Annotated in this window: 5 protein-coding genes and 13 pseudogenes; 8 read left to right on the top strand and 10 right to left on the bottom strand. The window is 64.4% G+C overall.

Translation table 11 applies throughout. The features are described from left to right. A pseudogene (locus IPK20_17035) lies at positions 1–2,337 on the top strand (efflux RND transporter permease subunit). Between the two features lie 28 nt (positions 2,338–2,365). On the opposite strand, the pseudogene IPK20_17030 reads toward IPK20_17035, so the two are convergent. From IPK20_17030 to IPK20_16990, 9 genes and pseudogenes are all read right to left on the bottom strand, one after another. Beyond that, positions 2,366–2,822: pseudogene (locus tag IPK20_17030) on the bottom strand (histidine phosphatase family protein). 126 nt (positions 2,823–2,948) lie between these two features. Beyond that, positions 2,949–4,352, bottom strand: coding sequence for a CYTH and CHAD domain-containing protein (locus IPK20_17025; GenBank protein ID MBK8018250.1), 1,404 nt, complete (start codon positions 4,350–4,352; stop codon positions 2,949–2,951). A gap of 56 nt (positions 4,353–4,408) precedes the next feature. Next, positions 4,409–6,411 (bottom strand): annotated as a pseudogene (gene ppk1, locus IPK20_17020) (polyphosphate kinase 1). A gap of 123 nt (positions 6,412–6,534) precedes the next feature. Next, positions 6,535–6,804: pseudogene (locus IPK20_17015) on the bottom strand (oxidative damage protection protein). A 222-nt stretch (positions 6,805–7,026) separates the two neighbouring features. Beyond that, positions 7,027–8,366, bottom strand: a pseudogene (gene argA / locus IPK20_17010) (amino-acid N-acetyltransferase). A gap of 4 nt (positions 8,367–8,370) precedes the next feature. After that, positions 8,371–9,133 (bottom strand): annotated as a pseudogene (locus tag IPK20_17005) (SDR family NAD(P)-dependent oxidoreductase). 225 nt (positions 9,134–9,358) lie between these two features. Then, on the bottom strand, positions 9,359–9,520 hold the full coding sequence (locus tag IPK20_17000) for an RsmE family RNA methyltransferase (GenBank protein MBK8018249.1): 162 nt from the start codon (positions 9,518–9,520) through the stop codon (positions 9,359–9,361). A 45-nt stretch (positions 9,521–9,565) separates the two neighbouring features. Then, entirely contained in the window at positions 9,566–9,775 is a 210-nt protein-coding gene (locus IPK20_16995) for a 16S rRNA (uracil(1498)-N(3))-methyltransferase (protein ID MBK8018248.1), read from the bottom strand. Between the two features lie 111 nt (positions 9,776–9,886). Continuing rightward, complete coding sequence (locus IPK20_16990; protein MBK8018247.1) at positions 9,887–10,084, bottom strand: hypothetical protein; 198 nt, start codon at positions 10,082–10,084, stop codon at positions 9,887–9,889. Positions 10,085–10,313: 229 nt separating this feature from the next. On the opposite strand from IPK20_16990, the pseudogene IPK20_16985 reads away from it, so the two are divergent. From IPK20_16985 to IPK20_16955, 7 pseudogenes are all read left to right on the top strand, one after another. Further along, a pseudogene (locus IPK20_16985) lies at positions 10,314–11,059 on the top strand (inositol monophosphatase family protein). A 103-nt stretch (positions 11,060–11,162) separates the two neighbouring features. After that, a pseudogene (gene ilvB, locus IPK20_16980) lies at positions 11,163–12,853 on the top strand (biosynthetic-type acetolactate synthase large subunit). 37 nt (positions 12,854–12,890) lie between these two features. Continuing rightward, positions 12,891–13,368, top strand: a pseudogene (ilvN, locus tag IPK20_16975) (acetolactate synthase small subunit). An 88-nt stretch (positions 13,369–13,456) separates the two neighbouring features. Next, a pseudogene (ilvC, locus tag IPK20_16970) lies at positions 13,457–14,468 on the top strand (ketol-acid reductoisomerase). Between the two features lie 92 nt (positions 14,469–14,560). Beyond that, positions 14,561–15,194, top strand: a pseudogene (locus tag IPK20_16965) (phosphatidylserine decarboxylase). Positions 15,195–15,435: 241 nt separating this feature from the next. Continuing rightward, positions 15,436–16,009: pseudogene (locus IPK20_16960) on the top strand (CDP-alcohol phosphatidyltransferase family protein). A 443-nt stretch (positions 16,010–16,452) separates the two neighbouring features. Next, positions 16,453–18,070: pseudogene (locus tag IPK20_16955) on the top strand (2-isopropylmalate synthase). A 996-nt stretch (positions 18,071–19,066) separates the two neighbouring features. Here the strand turns inward: IPK20_16955 and IPK20_16950 are convergent. Further along, complete coding sequence (locus IPK20_16950) at positions 19,067–19,249, bottom strand: hypothetical protein (protein ID MBK8018246.1); 183 nt, start codon at positions 19,247–19,249, stop codon at positions 19,067–19,069. Positions 19,250–20,317: the final 1,068 nt, after the last annotated feature.

The following is a 20,317-nucleotide window of genomic DNA, read 5'->3' as shown; positions in this document are numbered from 1 at the left end:
CAGTGCTGCTGTCCCACGTGCAGAGGTGAACGTCGGGAACGTCCCACGCCAGGGCATCGTGGGCCCAACAAGGACGATGACGTCACAAGCGGTAACGTGCCATGCGCAAAGGGGGCTATACCGGCCCAGGTCTTGGAGGAGTCAAGACCAAAGTGGAGCAGCTCAACACTTCCGCCTCCCGAGGAATGTCCAGATCCCGCCTTTCTACGATCGGCACCTTGGCCCATCCAGCGCACGCTCAAGACGGTCTTCACCAATCTGATGGAAGTCGCGCTCCTGGTGACCGCCGTGCTGCTGCTGTTCCTGGGAGACCTGCGGGCCGCTGCGATCGTGGCGGCGGTGATTCCGCTCTCCCTGTTGTCGACTTTCCTCGGACTCACTTTCGTCGGCATCCCGGCCAACCTGCTGTCGCTGGGCGCCATGGATTTCGGCATCATCGTTGACGGGGGGCGGTGATCGTGGTCGAGAACGTCTTCCGCAAGCTCTCGGAAGAGTCGAACGATCGGGTACCCCGCGTACAGAAGGTACTCGAGGCGGTGATGGAGGTCGGCAGGCCGACACTATTCTCCATGCTGATCATCATCGCCGCACACATCCCTATCTTTACGCTTCAGCGTCACGAAGGGCGGATATTCGCTCCCATGGCATGGTCCGTCACTTCGGCATTGGTGGGCTCGCTTCTGCTGTCCCTGACCGTGGTGCCGCTCGCCTGCCTCTGGCTGCTGGGCCGGGATCTCTCGCACAAGGAAAACGTCGTGGTACGCAGCTGCAAGGCGGTCTACGAACCTGTCCTGCGATGGGCGCTGACAAGGCGATGGCTCATCATCGGCAGTGCAGTGGGCGTGCTGGCCGCGAGTCTGGCGGTGGTGCCGAAGCTCGGCACGGAGTTCCTTCCCGAGCTCAACGAAGGATCCGTGTGGATCAATGCCCCTATCCACCCCTCCATCTCCCTTCTCAGAAGCGCAGGAGATGAACCGCGGATCCGGGAGTCCCTCATGACCGTTCCGCAGGTCGCGAACATCATGTCGAAGGCGGGGCGTCCGGAGGACGGAACTGATCCCAAGCTCATCAACAGCGCCGAGTTTCTTGTGGATCTCAGGCCGGAGAGCGAATGGGGCGGGCAAGCGACCAAGCGCCAGGTGCTCGATCAGATGGAAGCAATGCTCGAGCGCACCTTTCCGGGGGTCGATGCGAGCTTCTCCCAGCCCATTCGTGACAACGTGCTCGAATCGATATCCCAGATCGACGGCCAGATCGTGATCAAGGTGTTCGGAGACGATTTGAGCACGCTGCGCGATCTCGCCAACAGGACACTTTCCGCCGTGCGACACGTTCCTGGTGTCACGCGTGCCTTCGTCGACCGTCTTGGCGAACTGCCACAAGTGCAGATCGTGATCGACCGGGCGGCCGCGGCCCGCTACGGCCTCAATGTTGCAGACATCGAGGACGTCGTGGAGATCGCATTGGGCGGCTTCCGCGACTCAACTCTGGGAAGGGGAGCGTCGCTACGCGGTCGTCGTCAGGCTGAAGAATCCCGAGCGATCTCTCGCCAGGATGCGGCAGGCGCTCGTCTCGACGCCCTCGGGCGCCCACATCCCACTATCGCAGGTGGCAGAGTTCCGATCCATCGGTGGAAGCATGAACATCAGCCGGGAAAACGGAACTCGGGTGCTGTCCATCGGCGTGTTCATCCGCGATCGCGACATGGGAAGCGTGGTTGCAGACATGAAAGCAAACGTGGCCAAGGCCCTGCGTTTGCCTGACGGCTACACCATGGCCTGGTCGGGCGAGTTCGAGAATCAGGAGCGCGCAATGAAGCGTCTGGCCATCATCGTGCCCATTTCGGTCCTGATCATCTTCCTGCTGCTGTTCAATGCGTTCGAATCGTTCAAGAGCGCCCTTCTCATTCTGGTGAACATTCCTTTCGCGCTCATAGGCGGCATCTTCGCCTTGTTCCTGACCGGGATTCCATTGTCCGTCTCCGCTGCCATCGGGTTCATTGCGCTGTTCGGACAGGCCGTGCTCAATGGCGTCGTCCTCGTCTCCCATTTCAACCAGCTGCGTCGCACCGGAATGACCACGAACGGAGCCGTGATTCGTGGCTCGCTCTTGCGCATGCGTACCGTCCTCATGACGGGATTGCTGGCGATGCTCGGTCTGCTGCCGATGGCGTTGTCCCACGGCATCGGATCCGAGACCCAGAAGCCGTTGGCGGTGGTGGTGATCGGCGGACTCATCTCCGCGACCTTGCTCACCCTGATCGTTCTGCCGACTCTCTACGCAATCTTTCAGGACCGGACCGGCTACCGCGGCCGCAAGCCGGACGAGTCCAGCTGAACGTGGTGACCATCCGTCCGGAGTCCGTTCAAGGGAGCAAGTCCGGATTCATCACCGCTCTCAGGACGATGTCGGGTTCGGTCCCGCGGGTGCGATGGGACAGCCACCACACGCCTCCCTTCTTGATACTCCAGGGAAGAGACGATCCGGCCAGAAGCATGGAGGCGATTTCTCCGAGTGCGGGCTGATGTCCGACCACCAGGACGGACTTGCCGCCTTCCGGCCAGTCGACGGCGGCGAGGATCGCCTCGGGGCTGGCCCCGGGCGCGATCTCCGGAACCGTCTCGAATTCATGCGTCAGGGCGACGACCGTTTCCCGGGTCCGGACGGCCGGGCTCACGAGAATGCGCGTGCCGCGCGGAAGCCGCGGCCGAAGCCACTTTGCTCATGGCATGCGCCTGCTTGTGCCCTTTGGCCGAGAGTGGCCTGGCCAGGTCGGGCACGCCATCCACCGCCTCCGCGTGGCGCCAGAGAATGAGATGCATGCGTTTCACCAGAAAGGTTTGAGCTTGGCGAACCTGTGCCAGGCGGAATCGAAGTGATCGAGCGCCGTCAGCGCCCGAGCCCGCGCCCAGCCGCGGATGATCCCCGTCCCATGTGACAACGGCGCGTCATCTGAATTCAAGGCTGCGAGGAGGCGGACGCAGACCGCCTCGTCGTTCAGGAATCCCAGGATCTCCTGCAGTTCTGCGCAGCCCGCTGCCAGCGCCTTGACATTCTTGCGTGGATACAGCGATGCGAAGAATTCCAGTGCGTATCGCAGCTTCTTGATCTCGATGCGCAGGGCGTGCAGGGACGCATCGTCCGTGCGATCGGCGGTACGGCCCGCCTTGTGCACGCGGCGCCACTGTCGCCGGAGCAGGACGGGGAGCGATTGCGCCGATCAAGGGCGGCACGGCGGACGGATTCTGCGGGTCCGCCTGCCACGGCGCCTCGTGCATGCAGAGCAGGGCCACGTCCAGCAGGAGTGGCGTGTAGAGACGGGGAGAAAGCGCTGCTCTCGCGTGCTCGCGGGCCTCCTCTCGACGAGAAGCGGCGCGAGCGGCCAGACCGTCCAGGGCGGATCCATCGGGGCCGAGCGCCTCCTGGACGGGTGGCAAGGTGGTGCTGGCGAAAACGTCCCAGTCCCGGGCCTGACCGAGAGACAACCCGAGTTTCCGGAGGGGGTCCATGACACGAATCACGTGTTCCCTGGGCACCAGGGGACGGAACAGCGAGAACGCCGATCGAAGACGGCGGACGGCAACGCGGGCCTGATGGATGTACTCGGGATCGGCGGAATGCAGCACGCCCGCCTCGTTGCCCTGCAGTTGCGTCAAGCAACTTTCCACGATCGTGCGCAAGGCGTCAGTGGCGGACATGCCGGGGTGGAGCGCAGGTGTGCCCGCGCGTAGCGGCATGACTTCCGCACGGGAGAGCAACTGGTAACCCCGCTGCGCCTTGCTCACGTTTTCCAGGCGCAGATCCACCTCGAGCGCCAGACGCCGCGCGAACTCCACGAGGTGCCGGACGTTGCCGTTGCGCAGCTCGATCTCGACCTCGTTGATCGGGGCGCGTCGCTCCCCGGCCATCACCTCGCCGAGATCCATCGCGAACTCGGCCATTTGGCCGGGGTGAATCTCCACGTCACGGGTCGTGCGGCGGAAGCGGGTGACGAAGACCGGTTGCAGGTGATCGATGAAATCCGCCTTGCTCAGCATCGCGGCAACCGGCGTATCGGCAAGCGCGGGCAGATTCAGGATGCCAGCCGGTGCCGGAGCCTCGTATTCCTCGCGCCTGTGCAGCCCGGAATCGACGCCGCCCCCGCACTTGAATGTCTGGATCCAGCGGCGTCCCGACCTGCGTATCCTGAGCGCCATGCCCGCGGCGGCGAGCGATGCATCGGGCGTATCGAAATAGATGCTGTGCAGCGTACGCGTGACGGGGCGGGACCGCTGCGACTCACGGAGCAGGGGGCTGCGCGCGATGTCCCGGGCGGCCTGCGGGTCGAATACCAGCTTGAGTTCGATCTCCATGGCGCGAGTCCGGCTTCAGGACCCGCGCTCTGGACGGGAGCGCCCGGTTTGGCGACGAGCTGCGCGAGCAGTTCCATCTGTGCGCAGCGTTCTCCGCCCTGTTGGGCGGCACTGCGGTGATACTGGCCATCCGGATCCATGATCCAGGACTGGGTGTTGTCCTCCAGATAGACCTGCAGTCCTTCCGCGATCACCCTGCGCTTGAGCCTGTCCTCCAGGACGGGGAAACAGACCTCGATACGGCGGAAGAAGTTCCGGTCCATCCAGTCGGCGCTGGAAAGGTAGACGGAATCGGTGGAATGGAAGTGGAAGATGCGGTTGTGTTCGAGGAACCGGCCGATCACGGAACGGACCCGGACGTTCTCCGAAAGCCCCGGAATACCCGGGCGCAGCGCGCACACGCCGCGAACGATGAGGTCGATCCGGACGCCGGCCCGGGAGGCCTCGTAGAGTTCGTAGATGATCTCCGGCTCCAGCAAGGCATTCATCTTTGCAGTGATGCCGGCAGGCTTGCCGGCGCGCGCCTCCTCCGCCTCGTGCGCGACGGCTTCGAGGAGACGAGCATGCAGCGTGAAGGGAGACTGCCATACATGGACATGGTGGCCCGCCTTGCCCAGGCCGGTCAGCTGCATGAAGACATCGTTCACGTCTGCCGTGACCTCCGGGTTGCACGTGAACAGGCCGAAATCCGTATAGAGCGTCGCCGTGCGGGAGTGGTAGTTGCCGGTGCCCAGATGGACGTAGCGAAGCAGGCCTCCTTCCTCGCGCCGCACGACCATGGACATCTTGGCGTGCGTCTTGTGACCGACCACTCCGTACACGACGTGGGCGCCGACCTCCTCGAGGCGCGATGCCCAGTTGATGTTGGCTTCTTCGTCGAAGCGTGCAAGCAGCTCCACGACCACCGTCACGGCCTTGCCGTTCCGGGCCGCGGTGATGAGATGGCGCATCAGTTCGGAATCGGCGCCGGTTCTGTAGACGGTCTGCTTGATCGCGACCACCTGAGGATCCACGGCGGCTTCTGCAAGAAAGCTGATCACCGGCTTGAAGGACTGGAACGGGTGGTGCAGGAGGATGTCGCCCTTGCGGATCGCGGCGAACAGATGCTGGCCCTTGGCGAGACGCGGAGGCAGACCCGGGACGAAAGGTTTGAACTTGAGCTCAGGCCGGTCGACCCGATCGGGCCCCGCCCAGCCGTACGAGGTTCACTGGCCCGCGCACCTGGTACAGGTCGCGCCCCGTCCAGGCCGAACTGTTGCAACAGGAACCCGACATGTGCGGCGGCGCGATCGGCCACTTCCAGGCGGACCGCATCGCCAAAATGCCGCTGCGGCAATTCTCCCTGCAGCGCGGTGCGGAGATTCTTGATCTCCTCCTCGTCCACGAACAGGTCGCTGTTGCGCGTCACCCGGAACTGGTAGCAGCCCTTGATTTCCATCCCGGCGAACAGTTCGTTCACGTGCGCGTGCAGGATGGAGGAGAGGAACACGAAGCCGTACTCGCACCCGGCGATTTCGGCCGGGAGGAGCACGAACCGGGGCAGGGCACGTGGCGCCTGCACGATGGCCGTGCCGGAATTGCGGCCGAAGGCATCCTTGCCGGACAGTTCCACCGCGAAATTGAGGCTCTTGTTGAGCAGCCGCGGAAACGGGTGTGCCGGATCGAGGCCGATGGGCGTGAGAACCGGCATCACCTCCTTGATGAAGAAGTCGTGAATCCATGCCCGCTGCACGTCGTTCCACTCGCGCCGCTTCAGAAAACGGATCCCTTCGCGGGCGAGGGCGGGAAGGATCTCGTCATTGAAGATGGCGTACTGCCGGCCGACCATTTCGTGCGCCTGGACCGCAATCTCGTTCAGCACGTCCCGCGGCGATGCGCCGTCATGGCCGGCCGCCACGGCTCCCATCTCGATCTGGGCCTTGAGACCGGCGACGCGGATCTCGAAGAACTCGTCCAGATTGCTCCCCACGATGCAGAGAAAGCGCAGCCGCTCCAGCACCGGCACGGAAGGATCCTGCGCCTGTGCCAGAACTCTGCGATTGAACTCCAGCTGACCCAGTTCGCGATTGAGGAAGTAGCGCGGCTCTCTGGCGGCCGCACGCGTGCGGCCGCGATGGTTCCCTCAGCCTGCGCTCCGGGTCGAGCATCCGCGACCGAGACTTCCGGCTGTTTCACGGTAGGCCTACCTGGAAGGCGGAACGTATCCCGCCGCCTCATCCGCACCTTCGCCGAAGAAGTGCTTCTCCATCCGTGCCTCGAGATACCTGCGCGCCTTGATGTCGGCGAGGTTGAGGCGGTTTCGTTGACGAGCATCTTCTGCTGCTCCAGCCACGCCCTCCAGGCTTCCTTGGAGACGTTGTCGAAGATGCGTTTGCCCAACGGTCCCGATAGGTGGGAAGATCCAGACCCTCCGCTTCCGTCCGAGCTTGATGCAGTGAACCATGCGTGCCATGGAATAGTCCCTCGGACCATGGCGGACATGCGCCATGTATTCAGGCCATTATCCTGAAAGGCCGGGAGAGCGTAAACCGCGCATTGGGCCTACTGGATCGGCTGGCCGCGATCGGGCCCGCTTCAGTCAGGATGCCCGCAGGAAAGGAGGGCGCCGGCCGGACGACAGCTGCGGAGTCGCGCCTGCGCGTGCCGCGGCCCGGCAAACTCCAGAGGACCTTTCCTAGACAGGCTTGACGAGCACCTTGGATCGGCGCTGATAGTTGTAGAACTCCTGGCGCTGAGGTGGCAGGTCCGCCACGGGGACCTCCGTGAAGCCCTGCTCGACGAACCAGTGCGCGGTGCGCGTCGTCAACACGAACAGCCGCTTGAACTTCGCCTTGCGCGCCTTGGCCTCGATGAACTGCAGAAGCCTCTCCCCCGCACCGCCGTTGCGGTAGTCGGGGTGGATCGCGAGACAGGCCAGCTCGCCCGCCTTGTCCTTCGCGAAGGGATAGAGAGCGGCGCAGCCGACAATCCGGTCGTCGTGCTGCAGGACGACGAAGCGGTCGATCTCGATCTCCAGCAACTCGCGGGAGCGCTTGACCAGCGTGCCATCGGCTTCCAGCGGCTCTATGAGATGGAGAATGCCGCCCACGTCCTCGATGGTCGCCTGCCGCAGCTGCTCCACGGGGTCCTGCGTGACCATCGTGCCGATGCCGGCGTGCGTGAACAGCTCCAGCAGCAATGCACCGTCCACGTGCCGCGACACCAGATGCACGCGCTTGACGCCGCCTTTGCAGGCACGGATGGCGAAGGGCAGATAGATCGCACCATCGCCCTTCGGTCCGCGACTCTCTCCCAGCATCTGCTCCGCCTCCGATACCGTGAGCTCGGTACGCATCGTCCCGCGGCCCGCGCCGATGCCCGGTTCGTTCATCAGGAAGAGCAGCTTTTCCGCCTTGAGCGCGATCGCAGTCTGGGCGGCCACGTCTTCCAGCGTGAGATTGAAGATCTCCCGTCGGGGAATAACCCAGAGGCGAGACGAGGACGACATCCTCGTCGTCCAGGCATCGCTGGATCGCATCGGCCCCTGATCTTGCGGACTTCCCCGTGAACAGCATGTCCACGCCCTCGACCACTCCCGACCGGCCGGGCGATCACGAAGTTGCCGCTGGTGACCTGGATGGTCGCGTTGGCCATGGGCGTGCTGGGCAGTCCCACGGGGAGAGCTGCGCCTCGATCTCGGTCCGCAGCCGGCCGCTTGCTTCCTTCACGTCCTGCAACGCGGCCTCGTCTGTCACCCGCATGTCGTGCACGTAGCGGATGTCAGCCTTGCGGCGCCGCAGCCCGCTCTTCGATCTGCGGCCGGGCTCCGTGCACCAGCACGAGTTTGACGCCCAGCGCCGCGAGCAGATTGAGGTCGTGAACCAGGCCGACGAACCTGCCGTCGGCCACCTCTCCGCCGAACGCGATCACGAAGGTGCGACCGCCGAAGGCGTGGATGTACGGCGCCGATGCGCGGAACCACGGGACAAAGTTCTCCGAGCGACTTGGGGTCCATGGACGGTCTCGAGGCGAGATGGCGCTACTTGGCCGCCATGCGGATGGCGCCGTCGAGCCTGATGGTCTCGCCGTTCAGCATCTGGTTGGCGCAGATCTGGCCCACGAGCTGGGCGAACTCCGACGGGCGGCCGAGGCGGGAGGGGAACCTGTTGGGCGAGCAGAGCGCTGCGCCTCCTCGGGCAGGCCGGCCATCATGGGCGTCTCCGAACAACCCCGGGCGATCGACGACCACGCGGATACCGTACCGGGCGAGTTCGCGGGCGATCGGCGGGGTCATGCCCACCACCCCCGCCTTCCACGCAGCGTACGCGGGCTGGCCGATCTGACCGTCGTACGCGGCCACGGAGGCCGTGTTGACGATCACGCCGCGCTCGCCGGCGTCGTTGGTGACCCTTCGCCATGGCGTCGGCCGCCAGGCGAATCATGTTGAATGTGCCGACCAGATTGATGTTCACGATCTTCATGAAGCGGTCGAGCGGGTGCGGGCCCTCCTTGCCGAGAACCTTGGCAGGGACACCGACACCGGCGCAGTTGACCAGACCTTCCAGTCCGCCAAGGCGGAAACGGCGGTGTCGATGGCGCGCCCTCGCGTGTTCCTCGGAAGTGACGTCGCATTCCACGAAGCGGACGGCGGCGCCGAGGCGGGCCGCCAGCATCTCGCCCGCCGTCTTGTTGACGTCGGCGATCACGCCTGCGCCGCCGGCGGCGACGATCATTTCAATGGTGGCTTCTCCCAGGCCGGAACTGCCCCCGGTGACGACGAAAACGCTGTTGCGGATGTCCATGGATATGTCCTGAATTGATGCGGCGCTTGAGAAATGAACCGCGAGTTTGGGGGGGCGAGGCCAACGCGCACGCGTGTGACTCAGATCACTCGGACCGAGGGCGAGACGGCCGGGGCGGCTTTTCGTTCCACACCAAGGAAGTCGCCCGGAACCACAGTCGTCAGAGGAGGGTTGCTCGCGAGGCGCACCCGGTCGATGGCATGCACTGTGGGCTCGTCTGCCCCTTCAGAAGTCGCCCCAAAGAGTCTGGATCGATGCCAGCGCCGCCAGTGCCGCCGTTTCCGTTCGCAGCACCCGCGGCCCCAGCCGGACGGGGACGAATCCGCGCAGCGCCGCGTTGGTGGCCTCGGCTGCGGAGAATCCGCCTTCGGGTCCGCCAGCAGCCAGACTTCCTCGTCCGGTCGCGAGCGCCCGCGAGCCTCTTGCTTCCCCTCAACCGCGAGGAAGATGCGCGCCTCCCCGGAGGCGGGCAATGGGGACAGGGCCTGCCAGCCAATGCTCGAACCTGGCGGGGCTCCTCCACCGGGAGACACGATTCCGGCCCGACTGTTCGCAGGCGGAAATGACGATTCCCCGCCAGTGGGACCGCCGGCGGTCGACCCGGTCTGCGCCCAGCTTGACGATGCTGCGTTCGGTGAACACGGGAACGATGCGTTCGACGCCCAGGTTCCACCGCCTTGCGTATGGTGAAGTCCATCCGGTCGCCCGACGAAACGCCCTGCACCAGAGTGACGGGAGGGCGATTCAGGGCCTTCAGCGCGGAATCGTCCGGTCTTGATCCGGACCTCCCCGCGCACAGGCCATGGGTGATGGTGGCGAGGCATCGCCACCGCTGCCGTCGAATACCACGACCGGGTCCTTCTCGGCGAGGCGCAGGACGCGCAGGGGGCGTGATGGGCGGCCACCGGAGGAGAGTGGCAGCTCGGCTCCAGGGCCAAGACGATCGGGCATGGAAGCGTCCCGCTCTTGATGGGCGTGTCGGTCGGCATGGTACGCCCCATGCTACCATCGACCGAGGGTTATCCAGCACGAAGTTGATGATGTCTGTATCGAGCATTGCTGGCCGCGTCGCCACGAGCTGCGCGGGGGTTCGGTGAACCACGCGGGACCGGAGGTCGCCACGGCCGCCCTTCTGGCCGAGGCGTCAGCCGTCGTGCGGGCTGTCGCTGCAGAGCAGGTGATGCCGCGATACCGCAAGGTTGCGCACCGGCGCAAGGATGACGGCACGCTTTGCACGGAAGCCGACATGGGTGCGCAGCGGGCGCTGATCGAGCGTCTGCAGGCGATTGCCCCCTATCCTGTCCTGGGTGAGGAGATGACCGCCGGGGATCAGCTGGCGGCATGGGATCGCGCGCTGAAGGCCAGTGGTGCGTGGATCCCATCGACGGTACGTCAATTTCGTTCACGAAGTGCCTTATTTCGCCATTTCGGTCGCTCTCATGCGCGCCGGGCGTTCCGTACTGCGTGTCGTATACGCGCCGGTGACGGATGAGATGTTCACCGCCCACCGTGGTGGCGGGAGCCATCTCAACGGGGGCGCATCCACGCCGGGCAGGGTGCTCCGGAATTGCGGTCCGCCATGGCCAATGTCGATTTCCAAGCGCATCCCCAAGCCTCTCGGTGCCGCACTCGTTGCCGGAACACCGCACTGTTCGCATCGCCACCTGGGTGCAGCCACCCTGGAATGGTGCTATCTCGCAGCGGGCAGGCTCGACGTCTACGTGCACGGTGGCCAGAAGCAGTGAACTACGCTGCCGGGACGCTCATGCTGGGAGAAGCCGGAGGCATGGTCGGGACCCCTGGAACACGAGGATTTCTGGGCTTCCGCCCCGTGGCGGCGGTCCGTCGTGGCGGCGCGTCACCCCACCCTCTGGCGCGTCGTGGCGGCAGTGGATCGACGCAACATTCCGGCCCGCCGTCCCCTGACGGCCTGAATTTCGGTATTTCTGCCCGAATTGACCGGCGTAACCCTTGCCGGTATCTTTCGCGGTTCCCTTTTGCAAACGTCGGGGACCCCCCCGCAACGACGATGGAACTGACCGGCGCCGAAATCACCGTGCGCTGCCTTGCCGACGAGGGGGTCGAATACCTGTTCGGCTACCCTGGCGGTGCGGTACTGCACATCTACGACGAGATCTTCAAGCAGGACAAGGTCAAGCACATCCTCGTACGGCACGAACAGGCAGCGGTCCACGCCCGCTGACGGCTACGCCCGCGCGTGCGAAAAGCCCGGGGCGGTGCTCGTGACTTCCGGCCAGGCGTGACGAACGCGGTGACGGGTATCGCGACCGCCTATTCGACTCCATCCCGGATGGTCATCATCTCGGCCAGGTCCCGACCCACGCCATCGGCCAGACGCCTTCCAGGAAGTCGATGCGGTGGGAAATCACCCGCCCCTGCGTCAAGCACAACTTCCTCGTCAAGGACGTCCGAATCTGGCGGCCACCATCAAGAAGGCGTTCTACATCGCCACCACCGGGCGCCCGGGACCCGTCGTCGTGGACATTCCGAAGGATGTCACGATGGCCCGGTGCGAGTACTAATATGCCCGATTCGGCGTCGATGCGCTCCTATAACCCGGTGCTCAAAGGGCACTCCGGGCAGATCAAGAAGGCGCTCGCATGCCCTGGATGCGAAGCGGCCCATGGTTTACAGCGGCGGCGGCGTCATGCTGGGCGGTGCCTCGGCACAGACTCGCACAGTTCGTACGCTCCCTGGGTTTCCCCTGCACGAACACGTTACATGCGGGCTCGGTGCCTTCCGGCATCCGATTCGCTGTCCATGGGCATGTTGGGGATGCACGGCACCTACGAGGCCAATCTGGCCATGCAGCATTGCGATGTCCTTCTCGCCATCGGTGCGCGCTTCGACGATCGCGTCATCGGCAACCCGGCGCATTTCTTCGAGAAGAACGCAAGATCATCCATATCGACGTAGATCCGTCGTCGATCTCGAAGCGCGTCAGGGTGGATGTCCCCATCGTCGGCGATGTGCGCGATGGTTGCTGTCCGAGATGAACCGGCAAAGGTGGGTCGGCCGCAACGCCGGACGCCGCGGCGCTGAAGGCGTGGTGGGCCCAGATCGAGCTGTGGCGTGCGCGACTGCTTGCAAGTACGACCAGTCGAGTCAGCATCATCAAACCTCAGATGGTCATCAAGCTGCACGAGATCACCGGCGGAGACGCGTTCGTGAGGTCCGACGTCGGGCAGCACCAGATGTGGGCCGCGCAGTTCTACAGTTTCGAGCAAACCCCGTCGCTGGATCAACTCGGGTGGACTGGGGACGATGGGCTTCCCGGGGATGCCGGCCGCGCTCGGGCATGGTTTGCCCATCCGATACCGTGGTCTGCGTGACGGGGATCTTCCATCCAGATGTGCATCCAGGAGCTCTCGACCTGCAAGCAATATCGATCGCCGATCAAGATCGTGAACCTGAACAACCGCTACATGGGCATGGTGCGCCAATGGCAGGGAGTTTTTCCACGGCAACCGGTACGCCGGATCGTACATGGACGCCCTGCCGGATTTCGTGAAGCTCGCCGAAACATTCGGCCACGTCGGCATGCGGATCGAGAAGCCTTGGGACGTCGAAGGCGCCCTGCGCGAGGCTTTCGCGAAGAAGGACCGGCTGGTCTTCATGGATTTCATGACCGACCAGGCCGAGAACGTCTATCCGATGGTTCCGGGCGGCAAGGGCCTGTCCGAAATGATTTTGGTCTAGACGCGCCCCGGGGAGGAACGCAGGACACATCATTGCCATGTTGCTCGAAAACGAATCGGGCGCGCTTTCGCGCGTCGCGGGGCCTTTTCCGCCCGAGGCTACAACATCGAATCGCTCACCGTCGCTCCCACCGAGGATCCGACGCTGTCCCGCATGACCATAGTCACTCAGTGGTTCCGGCGACATCATCGAGCAGATCAACAAGCAGTTGAACAAACTCGTCGACGTCGTGAAGGTCATCGACTTGTCCGAGGGGGACCACATCGAGCGCGAGCTCATGCTGGTCAAGGTGCGCGCCGTGGGTAAGGATCGCGAGGAGATGAAGCGGATGGCGGATATTTTCGTGGCCGCATCATCGGACGTGACCGATCCAGACTACACCATCGAACTGACCGGCAGCGGTTCCAAAACTCGATGCGTTCCTCGAGGCCCTGAGGTCGCGCGACGTAATCCTCAGAAACCGTTCGTACCGGTGCATCCGGGATCGGCCGGCAGACCGCATTCTGAAGATCTAGGTTGGACGACGTATGGTGGGCAGTTCCGATCCAGGTGACCGCACGCACGGTTCCGCCGCCCCAGGTCGAAATCACAAAGGGGAAAACGATGAAGGTCTACTACGACAAGGATGCTGACCTCTCATCGCGGCAAAGAAAGTCACCATCATCGGCTACGGCTCGCGAGCTCATGCTCATGCAAACAATTTGAAAGACTCCGGCGTCAAGGTGACGGTGGGCCTGCGCAAGGGCGGCATCGTGGGACAAGGCCAAGAAAGCCGGCCTGGGTCAAGGCCGTCGGCGATGCCGTCAAGGGCGCCGACTTCTGTGATGATCCTGCTCCCGACGAGCACCATCGCCAAGGTCTATCGCGAAGAAATCGAGCCAAACCTGCGCAAGAGGGGCCACGCTTGCCTTCGCTCATGGCTTCCAATGTTCATTTCCGCCAGGTCGCGCCGGCGACATCGATGTCGTCATGATCGCGCCGAAGGGTCCGGGCGTCTCGTTCGTGCCACCTACGCTCAGGGCGGCGGCTCCCTGCCTGATCGCCATCGCGCCGGATGCCACGAAGAAGGCGCTCGTGACCTCGCGTTGTCCTACGCGGCGGCAATCGGCGGCGGCACGCCGGTGTGATCGAAACCACCTTCCGGGAGGAAACCGAAACCGACCTGTTCGGTGAACAGGTGGTCCTGTGGCGGCGGTACCACGGCGCTCATCCAGGCGGGATTCGAGGTTCTTGGTCGAGGCCGGTTAGCGCCCGAAATGGCGTACTTCCGAGTGCCTACACGAGTTGAGCTCATCGTCGACCTGATCTACGAAGGCGGGATCGCGAACATGCGCTACTCGATCTCCAACAATGCCGAGTACGGCGATTTCACCCGCGGTCCCCGCATCATGACCGAGGAGACCACGCGCGAGGAAATGCGCCGCATCCTCAAGGAGATCCAGACCGGCGCCTACGCGCAGGAATTCCTGCTGCTGAGAACCAGACGGGCGCGACCAAGCTGAACGCCATGCGCCGTATCGGCCGGGAGCACGAGATCAGGCGGGTCGGCGGCAAGCTCAGGGGCATGATGCCCTGGGATCAAGAAGAACCGTCTGTCGATACCAGCCGCAACTGATGCGGGCGCCGGCCACCCGGCCGGCTGACGATACCGCATCAGATCGCCCGCGGCGCATCCACCGCGTCGCGGCCGCAGCCCACTCAGCCCGCATTGTCGATCGTGAACTATCGCACCCGCTCATCGCTCGTGAAGGCTGGCCCTTCCTCACCGCCTCGATCGCCGCAGGCGGTCGCGACCTGGTTCCTGGGCGCGTGGTCGGTTCCGTTCTGGCTCGTCGCGGTGTTCGTTCTGCAGTTCTTCCGCGACCCGCCTCGCGCCATCCCCGCCGATGCCCGCGCAGTTCTCGCCTGCGGACGGGCGCATCGTGGTCGTTGCCAAGGCTCGTGATCCCTATCTGCAGCGCGACGCACTGAAGATCAGCGTGTTCATGAACGTGTTCAACGTCCATTCGAACCGCAGCTCCGTCGATTGCACGGTTGTGCGGGGCTGGTACAACGCCGGCAGTTTCCTGAATGCGGCGCTCGACAAGGCATCCGTGGAGAACAGGCGCAATGCCCTGCACCTGCGCACAGCGGAACGATCTGGACATCACCTGCGTGCAGGTTGCCGGACTGATCGCGCGGCGCATTCTCTGTTACGTGAAGCCCGGCGATGTCCTGAGCAGGGCGAGCGATACGGCTTTCATCGTTTTCCGGTTCCCGCGTGGATCTGTACCTTCCGGCCGATGCCGCGCCGCGTGTGGCGGTGGGCGACAAGGTTTACGCCACCTCCACGATCGTGGCAGGTTGTCTGCGCCGCGCTGATCCTGTCCCGCCCTTCGCGTTCTCGTGGCCGGCGCCGGGACAGGCAACCGAAACGAAAACGCATGGGGAGCGAGCCGTCTACTTGACATCCGCCGGCGATGACGCCAGACGGCCGCACTCGAGGCAACTCCAGCATACGGACGGGGGCACCACCATGGATGAAACTCGCGCTCGGCGCCGCTGGCTGATGCGTCGCAAGTTCCGACCGGGGGTTCTTCTGGCTGCCGAATGCCATCACGACAGTCGCTCTGTTCGCGGGCTTCTATGCCATCGTGCGGGCGATGAACAACCGCTACAGCGCGGCGGCGGCGGCCATCTTCATCGCCATGGTCTTCGACGGGCTGGACGGGCGCGTCGCCCGCCTCACGCGAACCCAGCGCCTTCGGCGCCAGTCGATCGCTTTCGGACATGGTGGCGTTCGGCGCCGCCCCGGCCCCTGGTCGTCTACGAATGGGCGCTGCGCGGACTGGGCAAGCCTACGGATGGGCGACCGCGTTCGCCTACTGCGCCTGCGCGGCCCTACGTCTGGCTCGTTTCAGCACGAACATCGGCGTCGTCGACAAGCGCTACTTCCAGGAGTTGCGCGTCCTGCTGCCGCCGCGGTCGTCGCCGGTTTCGTGTCCAGGCCATGGATTCCTTCGACTACGGGGTCAAGACTGGACTACGCCGCCGGTATCACGGTCTTCGCTGCTTTTCACCATGGTGAGCAACGTCCCGTTCTACAGCGGCGGGACATCAGCATCCGCAAAGAGCGTGCCTTTCTGGCAGGTTGTCCTCCGTGCCCTCTCGTCGTAGCGGCGGTGTTCTTCCCTGTCCGACAATCTCCCGGAAATGCTGTTCCACGATCGCGATTCTGTACGCCGTTCAGGATACGTCATGGCGGCCGTCGGTTTCTTCCGGCCGCCTCCGCCCGCGGGACCCTCGCAGGAGAGCCGCCCGCGGCCAGGTAGCCGGGTTCGCGGAAAGGCCGGCATCCGACGCCGTCGCCATGATGGCAAAGGCCGTTCCCGGAAGGACGGCCGCGCATCCTGCGGACCCGCCGTCCGACGGTGCGGCCTCAAGATCCGCTTGCGGGCTGCCGATGAAGTGACGCCTGGTCCCCAGCCGTGAACACGGCCGCTTAACACGCCTTCTTCCTTCCGCCAGCGCCCTGCAGGCCCGGGCTGCTGCTGCGCGCAAGCGCACACTAAACCTACCCCATTCCCCGTAGTACCCCGTCGCCGGACTTGACCAGTCCGATGTCCCTTTGTAGTTTTCGCGCTGCTCGTGCCGGCCTGCGCCCCGGTATCGCGGAACCGATCAGGAGAACACCGTCAACGACCGTCACATCATTTTCGACGACGCTTCGTGACGGGAGAACAAAGCCCGGGCGCGTCCATGACCCGCGAAGAAGCTTCGCATCGCGCGCCACTGGAGAAACTTCGAGTGGATGTGATCGAAGCCGGTTTTTCCGGCCGCGTCAACCGGGACTTCAAGAGGGCCGTTCCGGCCGTCGCGGGGCATCATCAAAGGATTCCACGGTCTGCGGACTTGCCCGCGCCAGCGATCACGACATCAAGGCGTGCCGGAGAGCGAGCTTGCGCGGGAAAGCCAACTCGAGGCGGATCCACGTTCATCGCGACGTCCCCGATCCACATGGAAAGAAGCTGCGCATGCGGCGGACCAGGTCATCGAGACCGCCAGCGTCAGGCGGTCACCCTCACCAAATCGTTTCGTGACGTCGAGTTCTCGCCGGAGGGACGCGGGGGCGTTCCGAAGTCGACGACTTCTGTGCAGGATGTTCGAAGCCGTCATCCGTGCTAGTGCCACGACGATCAACATTCCCGACACGGTCGGGTACATCATGCCGGAACAGTTCAAGCGTTCTCAGTCCACGCTTTGCGCGAGCGGATTCCCAATTCAGACAAAGGTGGTCTGGTCGGTTCACTGCCACAACGATCTCGGCCTCGCAGTCGCCAACTCCCTGTCTGCCGTGATGAGCGGCGCACGCCAAGTGGAATGCACGTCAACGGTCTTGGCGAGCGTGCGGGCAACGCACTCGCTCGAGGGAGTCGTCATGGCGGTGCGCACCCGCAGGACTACTTCCCTGCGACGCTTGCGTCGACACGGCGCAGATTGTTCCCGCGTCGAAGCTCGTCTCAGGCATTACCGGCTTTCCGGTGCAGCCGAACAAGGCCATCGTCGGCGCCAACGCCTTCGCCCACGAGTCCGGCATCCATCAGGATGGCGTGATCAAGAGCCGCGAGACCTACGAGATCATGCGGGCGGAGGACGTGGGTTGGAGCAACAACAAGCTCGTCCTCGGCAAGCTCTCCGGAAGAAACGCGCTCAAGCGGCGCCTGAAGGAACTGGGCATCAGGCTCCTCCAGCGAGAGGCCTGAATTCCGCTTTTGCACGATTCAAGGACCTGGCCAACCAAGAAATCCGAGATCTTCGGACGAGGATCTGCGGTGGTCGTCTCGGACGAGGCGGCTGGCGACCCAGGACGCCGGGCATTTTCAAGCTTGTCTCGATGATGATCCACTGAGGCCGGCGGGACGCCCACGGCAAGGTCGTGATGGCCGAAGGGGCACGACGAGAAACGCGCCGGGCGGCCAGCAGCGGTCCGTGGATGCGACCTTCCGTGCCATCGAGACGATCGCCTCGAAGCGGGGCGGAACTCCAGCTCCTTTCCGTGAACAGCATCACGAGAACGGAACGGATGCGCAGGGTGAAGTGACGGTGCGCCTCAGAAGGAGGGCCGCATCGTCAATGGAGCCGGCGCGGACACCGACATCGTGGTCGCATCCGCGAGCCTACATCAACGCGCTGAACAAGCTGCGTTCCAAACTTGAACGCGCACATCCGCGGGTCTGACGTTCGACGGCGCGGCGGCCTCTTCCAGGCCGCGCCGGGGTTCACGACGCTCTTCTGCAGCATTCACCTGATCGATCTTTTCGGCCGCCAGGCCGCACCGACGCCGCGGACGCCGTTCGCATCGATCCTGCGCAGTTCTGGGTGACGGTGATCACGCCCACCACAGGCAAGGGCAGTCTGGAGGACCTGATCGTTTCGGTGGATGGACGGACGGTCGCTTGAGCGGATCCTGCATCTGCTGCTGTTCGATGAAACGCGCTCAGGAAGCGCGCCGGCGCCAGGAAACCACAATGGACCCCATCGAAAGAGCCCTCGTCCTGCCCTGGGGATGGGACCGGCGGTCGAAATTGACGCTTGGCTCGGCGCTGCGGGCGGTGCGCTCATGGCGGCTCCCACTCCCTGGGTCACGTTCGCGGACGACGACGTCGGTGGGGACCGGATCAGGAATCCAGCGTCTTCTGGACGCCGCGGGATCGCTCAACTGGTCTTCCACGTTGCGAAACGTCTGGGCGCCCGATGGAAGCTTCATCGGCGTAGACCGGTTCGAATCGGTCGGCGACGACCCCGGGCGCAAGGTCCCCGAGGAGATGCTCGACAACAACCTGCGCCGATGTTCAGGCGCGAACTCGGGGTGGTCGCTAACACCAACTGTTAATAGCGAAGCTCAAGGGACTACAACGACGACCGTCGATCTACGGTTTCCTCAAATCGCAGGCAGGCGCGCGCCCGGGACGACCGGCCAGCTGACCCTTCACCGGATCTGTCCAGTCGCCTCGTCGGACTTCTTCAGGCACCACTGCTCGCTCGATAGCGTCCCGTCTGCATGGGGATGTGCTCGAGTGGCGCACGTCGCGATGCGTCCTTCCTCCTTGGCCGCTCGAAGTCGGGGCTCCGGGATTGCGATGGACGTATGGTCAGCCCGCTCTGGCAGCAAGACGCCCCGGTCCTGCTGCACGCTTCCTGCACTCGCCCCCAGAAATGTGCCGCGTCACCCCTTCAGATCTGTCGCGATGGCGGCAAGACGTCAGCTGTCAGGATGCTTGGTCGTGGACCTACCCGCGATATCCGGGCGTTGGCAGAAGGCGGGCGCTCGGCCAGAACACGCAGCATGGTGTTGGCCAGCTTCAACTGCGTTTCCGCGGACAGTCCGCTCAGGCTCTCGCGGGAGAATTCGGCCACGATGGTGTCGGTGGTGGTCTGGATGGTGGCGCTGCGCGTGGACCCAGGGGCCCTGCACGTACGCCATCTCGCCGAAGCAGTCGCCAGTGTGCGGTGCGTTGAGCAGCCGCCCCTGCGACATCGCTTTCAGCGCTCCCTGAGCGATGACCGGCAACCTGTCGCCAGGTTCCCCTCCGTGACGAGGACGTGCTGTACCGGCCCGCGCTGCCAGCGCGCATGGCGCACCGTATTCCACAGCTTCGCCATCCGTCGAACCCTGCAGTGAGCGAGGGCGCTCTTCAACGCCGTGAACGCTTCTCGCTGTCGGGGATCGACTGGCGGTACGCGTTCATCCGGCCGACGTTCGCCAGATCGAGGACGGCTTCGGCTGATTGGCGTACCGGTCCCTATGGCCATTTCTTGAGGAACCGGCCGATCACGGCATCCAGCAGGGACGGCGGATCAGGCTGCTGCACCGAAGGCGGCACCGGAAAGCGCGGTGCGGATCTGCCGGAGCGTCACCTCCCGACGTTCTGGCCCAGGAACAGCTTCGTCCCGGTCAGCAACTCGTGAGCATCACACCCAAAGGAGAACATGTCCCCTTGAGCGCTCGGCGGCTGACCCTGGATCTGTTCCGGCGGGCAGTACGAAGGCGATGAAAGCTGGAAGCTCCTCGGTGGTTCGCACTCCGCGGATGAAGGCGGCATGGAAATCCGCCACCTTGATGTCGCCCGCCGGAATCCGCCCAAGGGGATGTTCGAGGCTTGATGTCCCGGTGCACCACGCCCAGCCGGGAGGCGAATTCAAGCGCGCTGCAGCAGCGGACGCGATCTGGACCACATCCGGACACGGGGAGCAGAGTGTCGGACGGGTGGACTGGCGCAGGCTGCCGCCTTCCACGGCACTCCATCGCCACGTAACGGCGCCCGGGCTCTGCCACCGCGTCGACGATGGTGACGATGTGGGGATGCACGAGCTTGCGCCGCAGGCGACGCCTCGCTCACGAACTGCACGGCGGCGGCCGTTTCAGGCTCGCTGCCCGGCGCCAGCGAAATAGATCTTCAGCGCCAGGTCGGCGTTGAGGAATTC

The organism is Betaproteobacteria bacterium (genome assembly GCA_016713305.1).
Classification (GTDB): Bacteria; Pseudomonadota; Gammaproteobacteria; order Burkholderiales.
This window is presented reverse-complemented; position numbering and strand designations above follow the sequence as displayed.

Coding starts and splice junctions, on each gene's coding strand:
- IPK20_17025 (MBK8018250.1), bottom strand. CDS start 4,352: ATGGAGATCGAACTCAAGCTGGTATTCGACCCGCAGGCCGCCCGGGAC.
- IPK20_16990 (MBK8018247.1), bottom strand. CDS start 10,084: ATGCCCGATCGTCTTGGCCCTGGAGCCGAGCTGCCACTCTCCTCCGGT.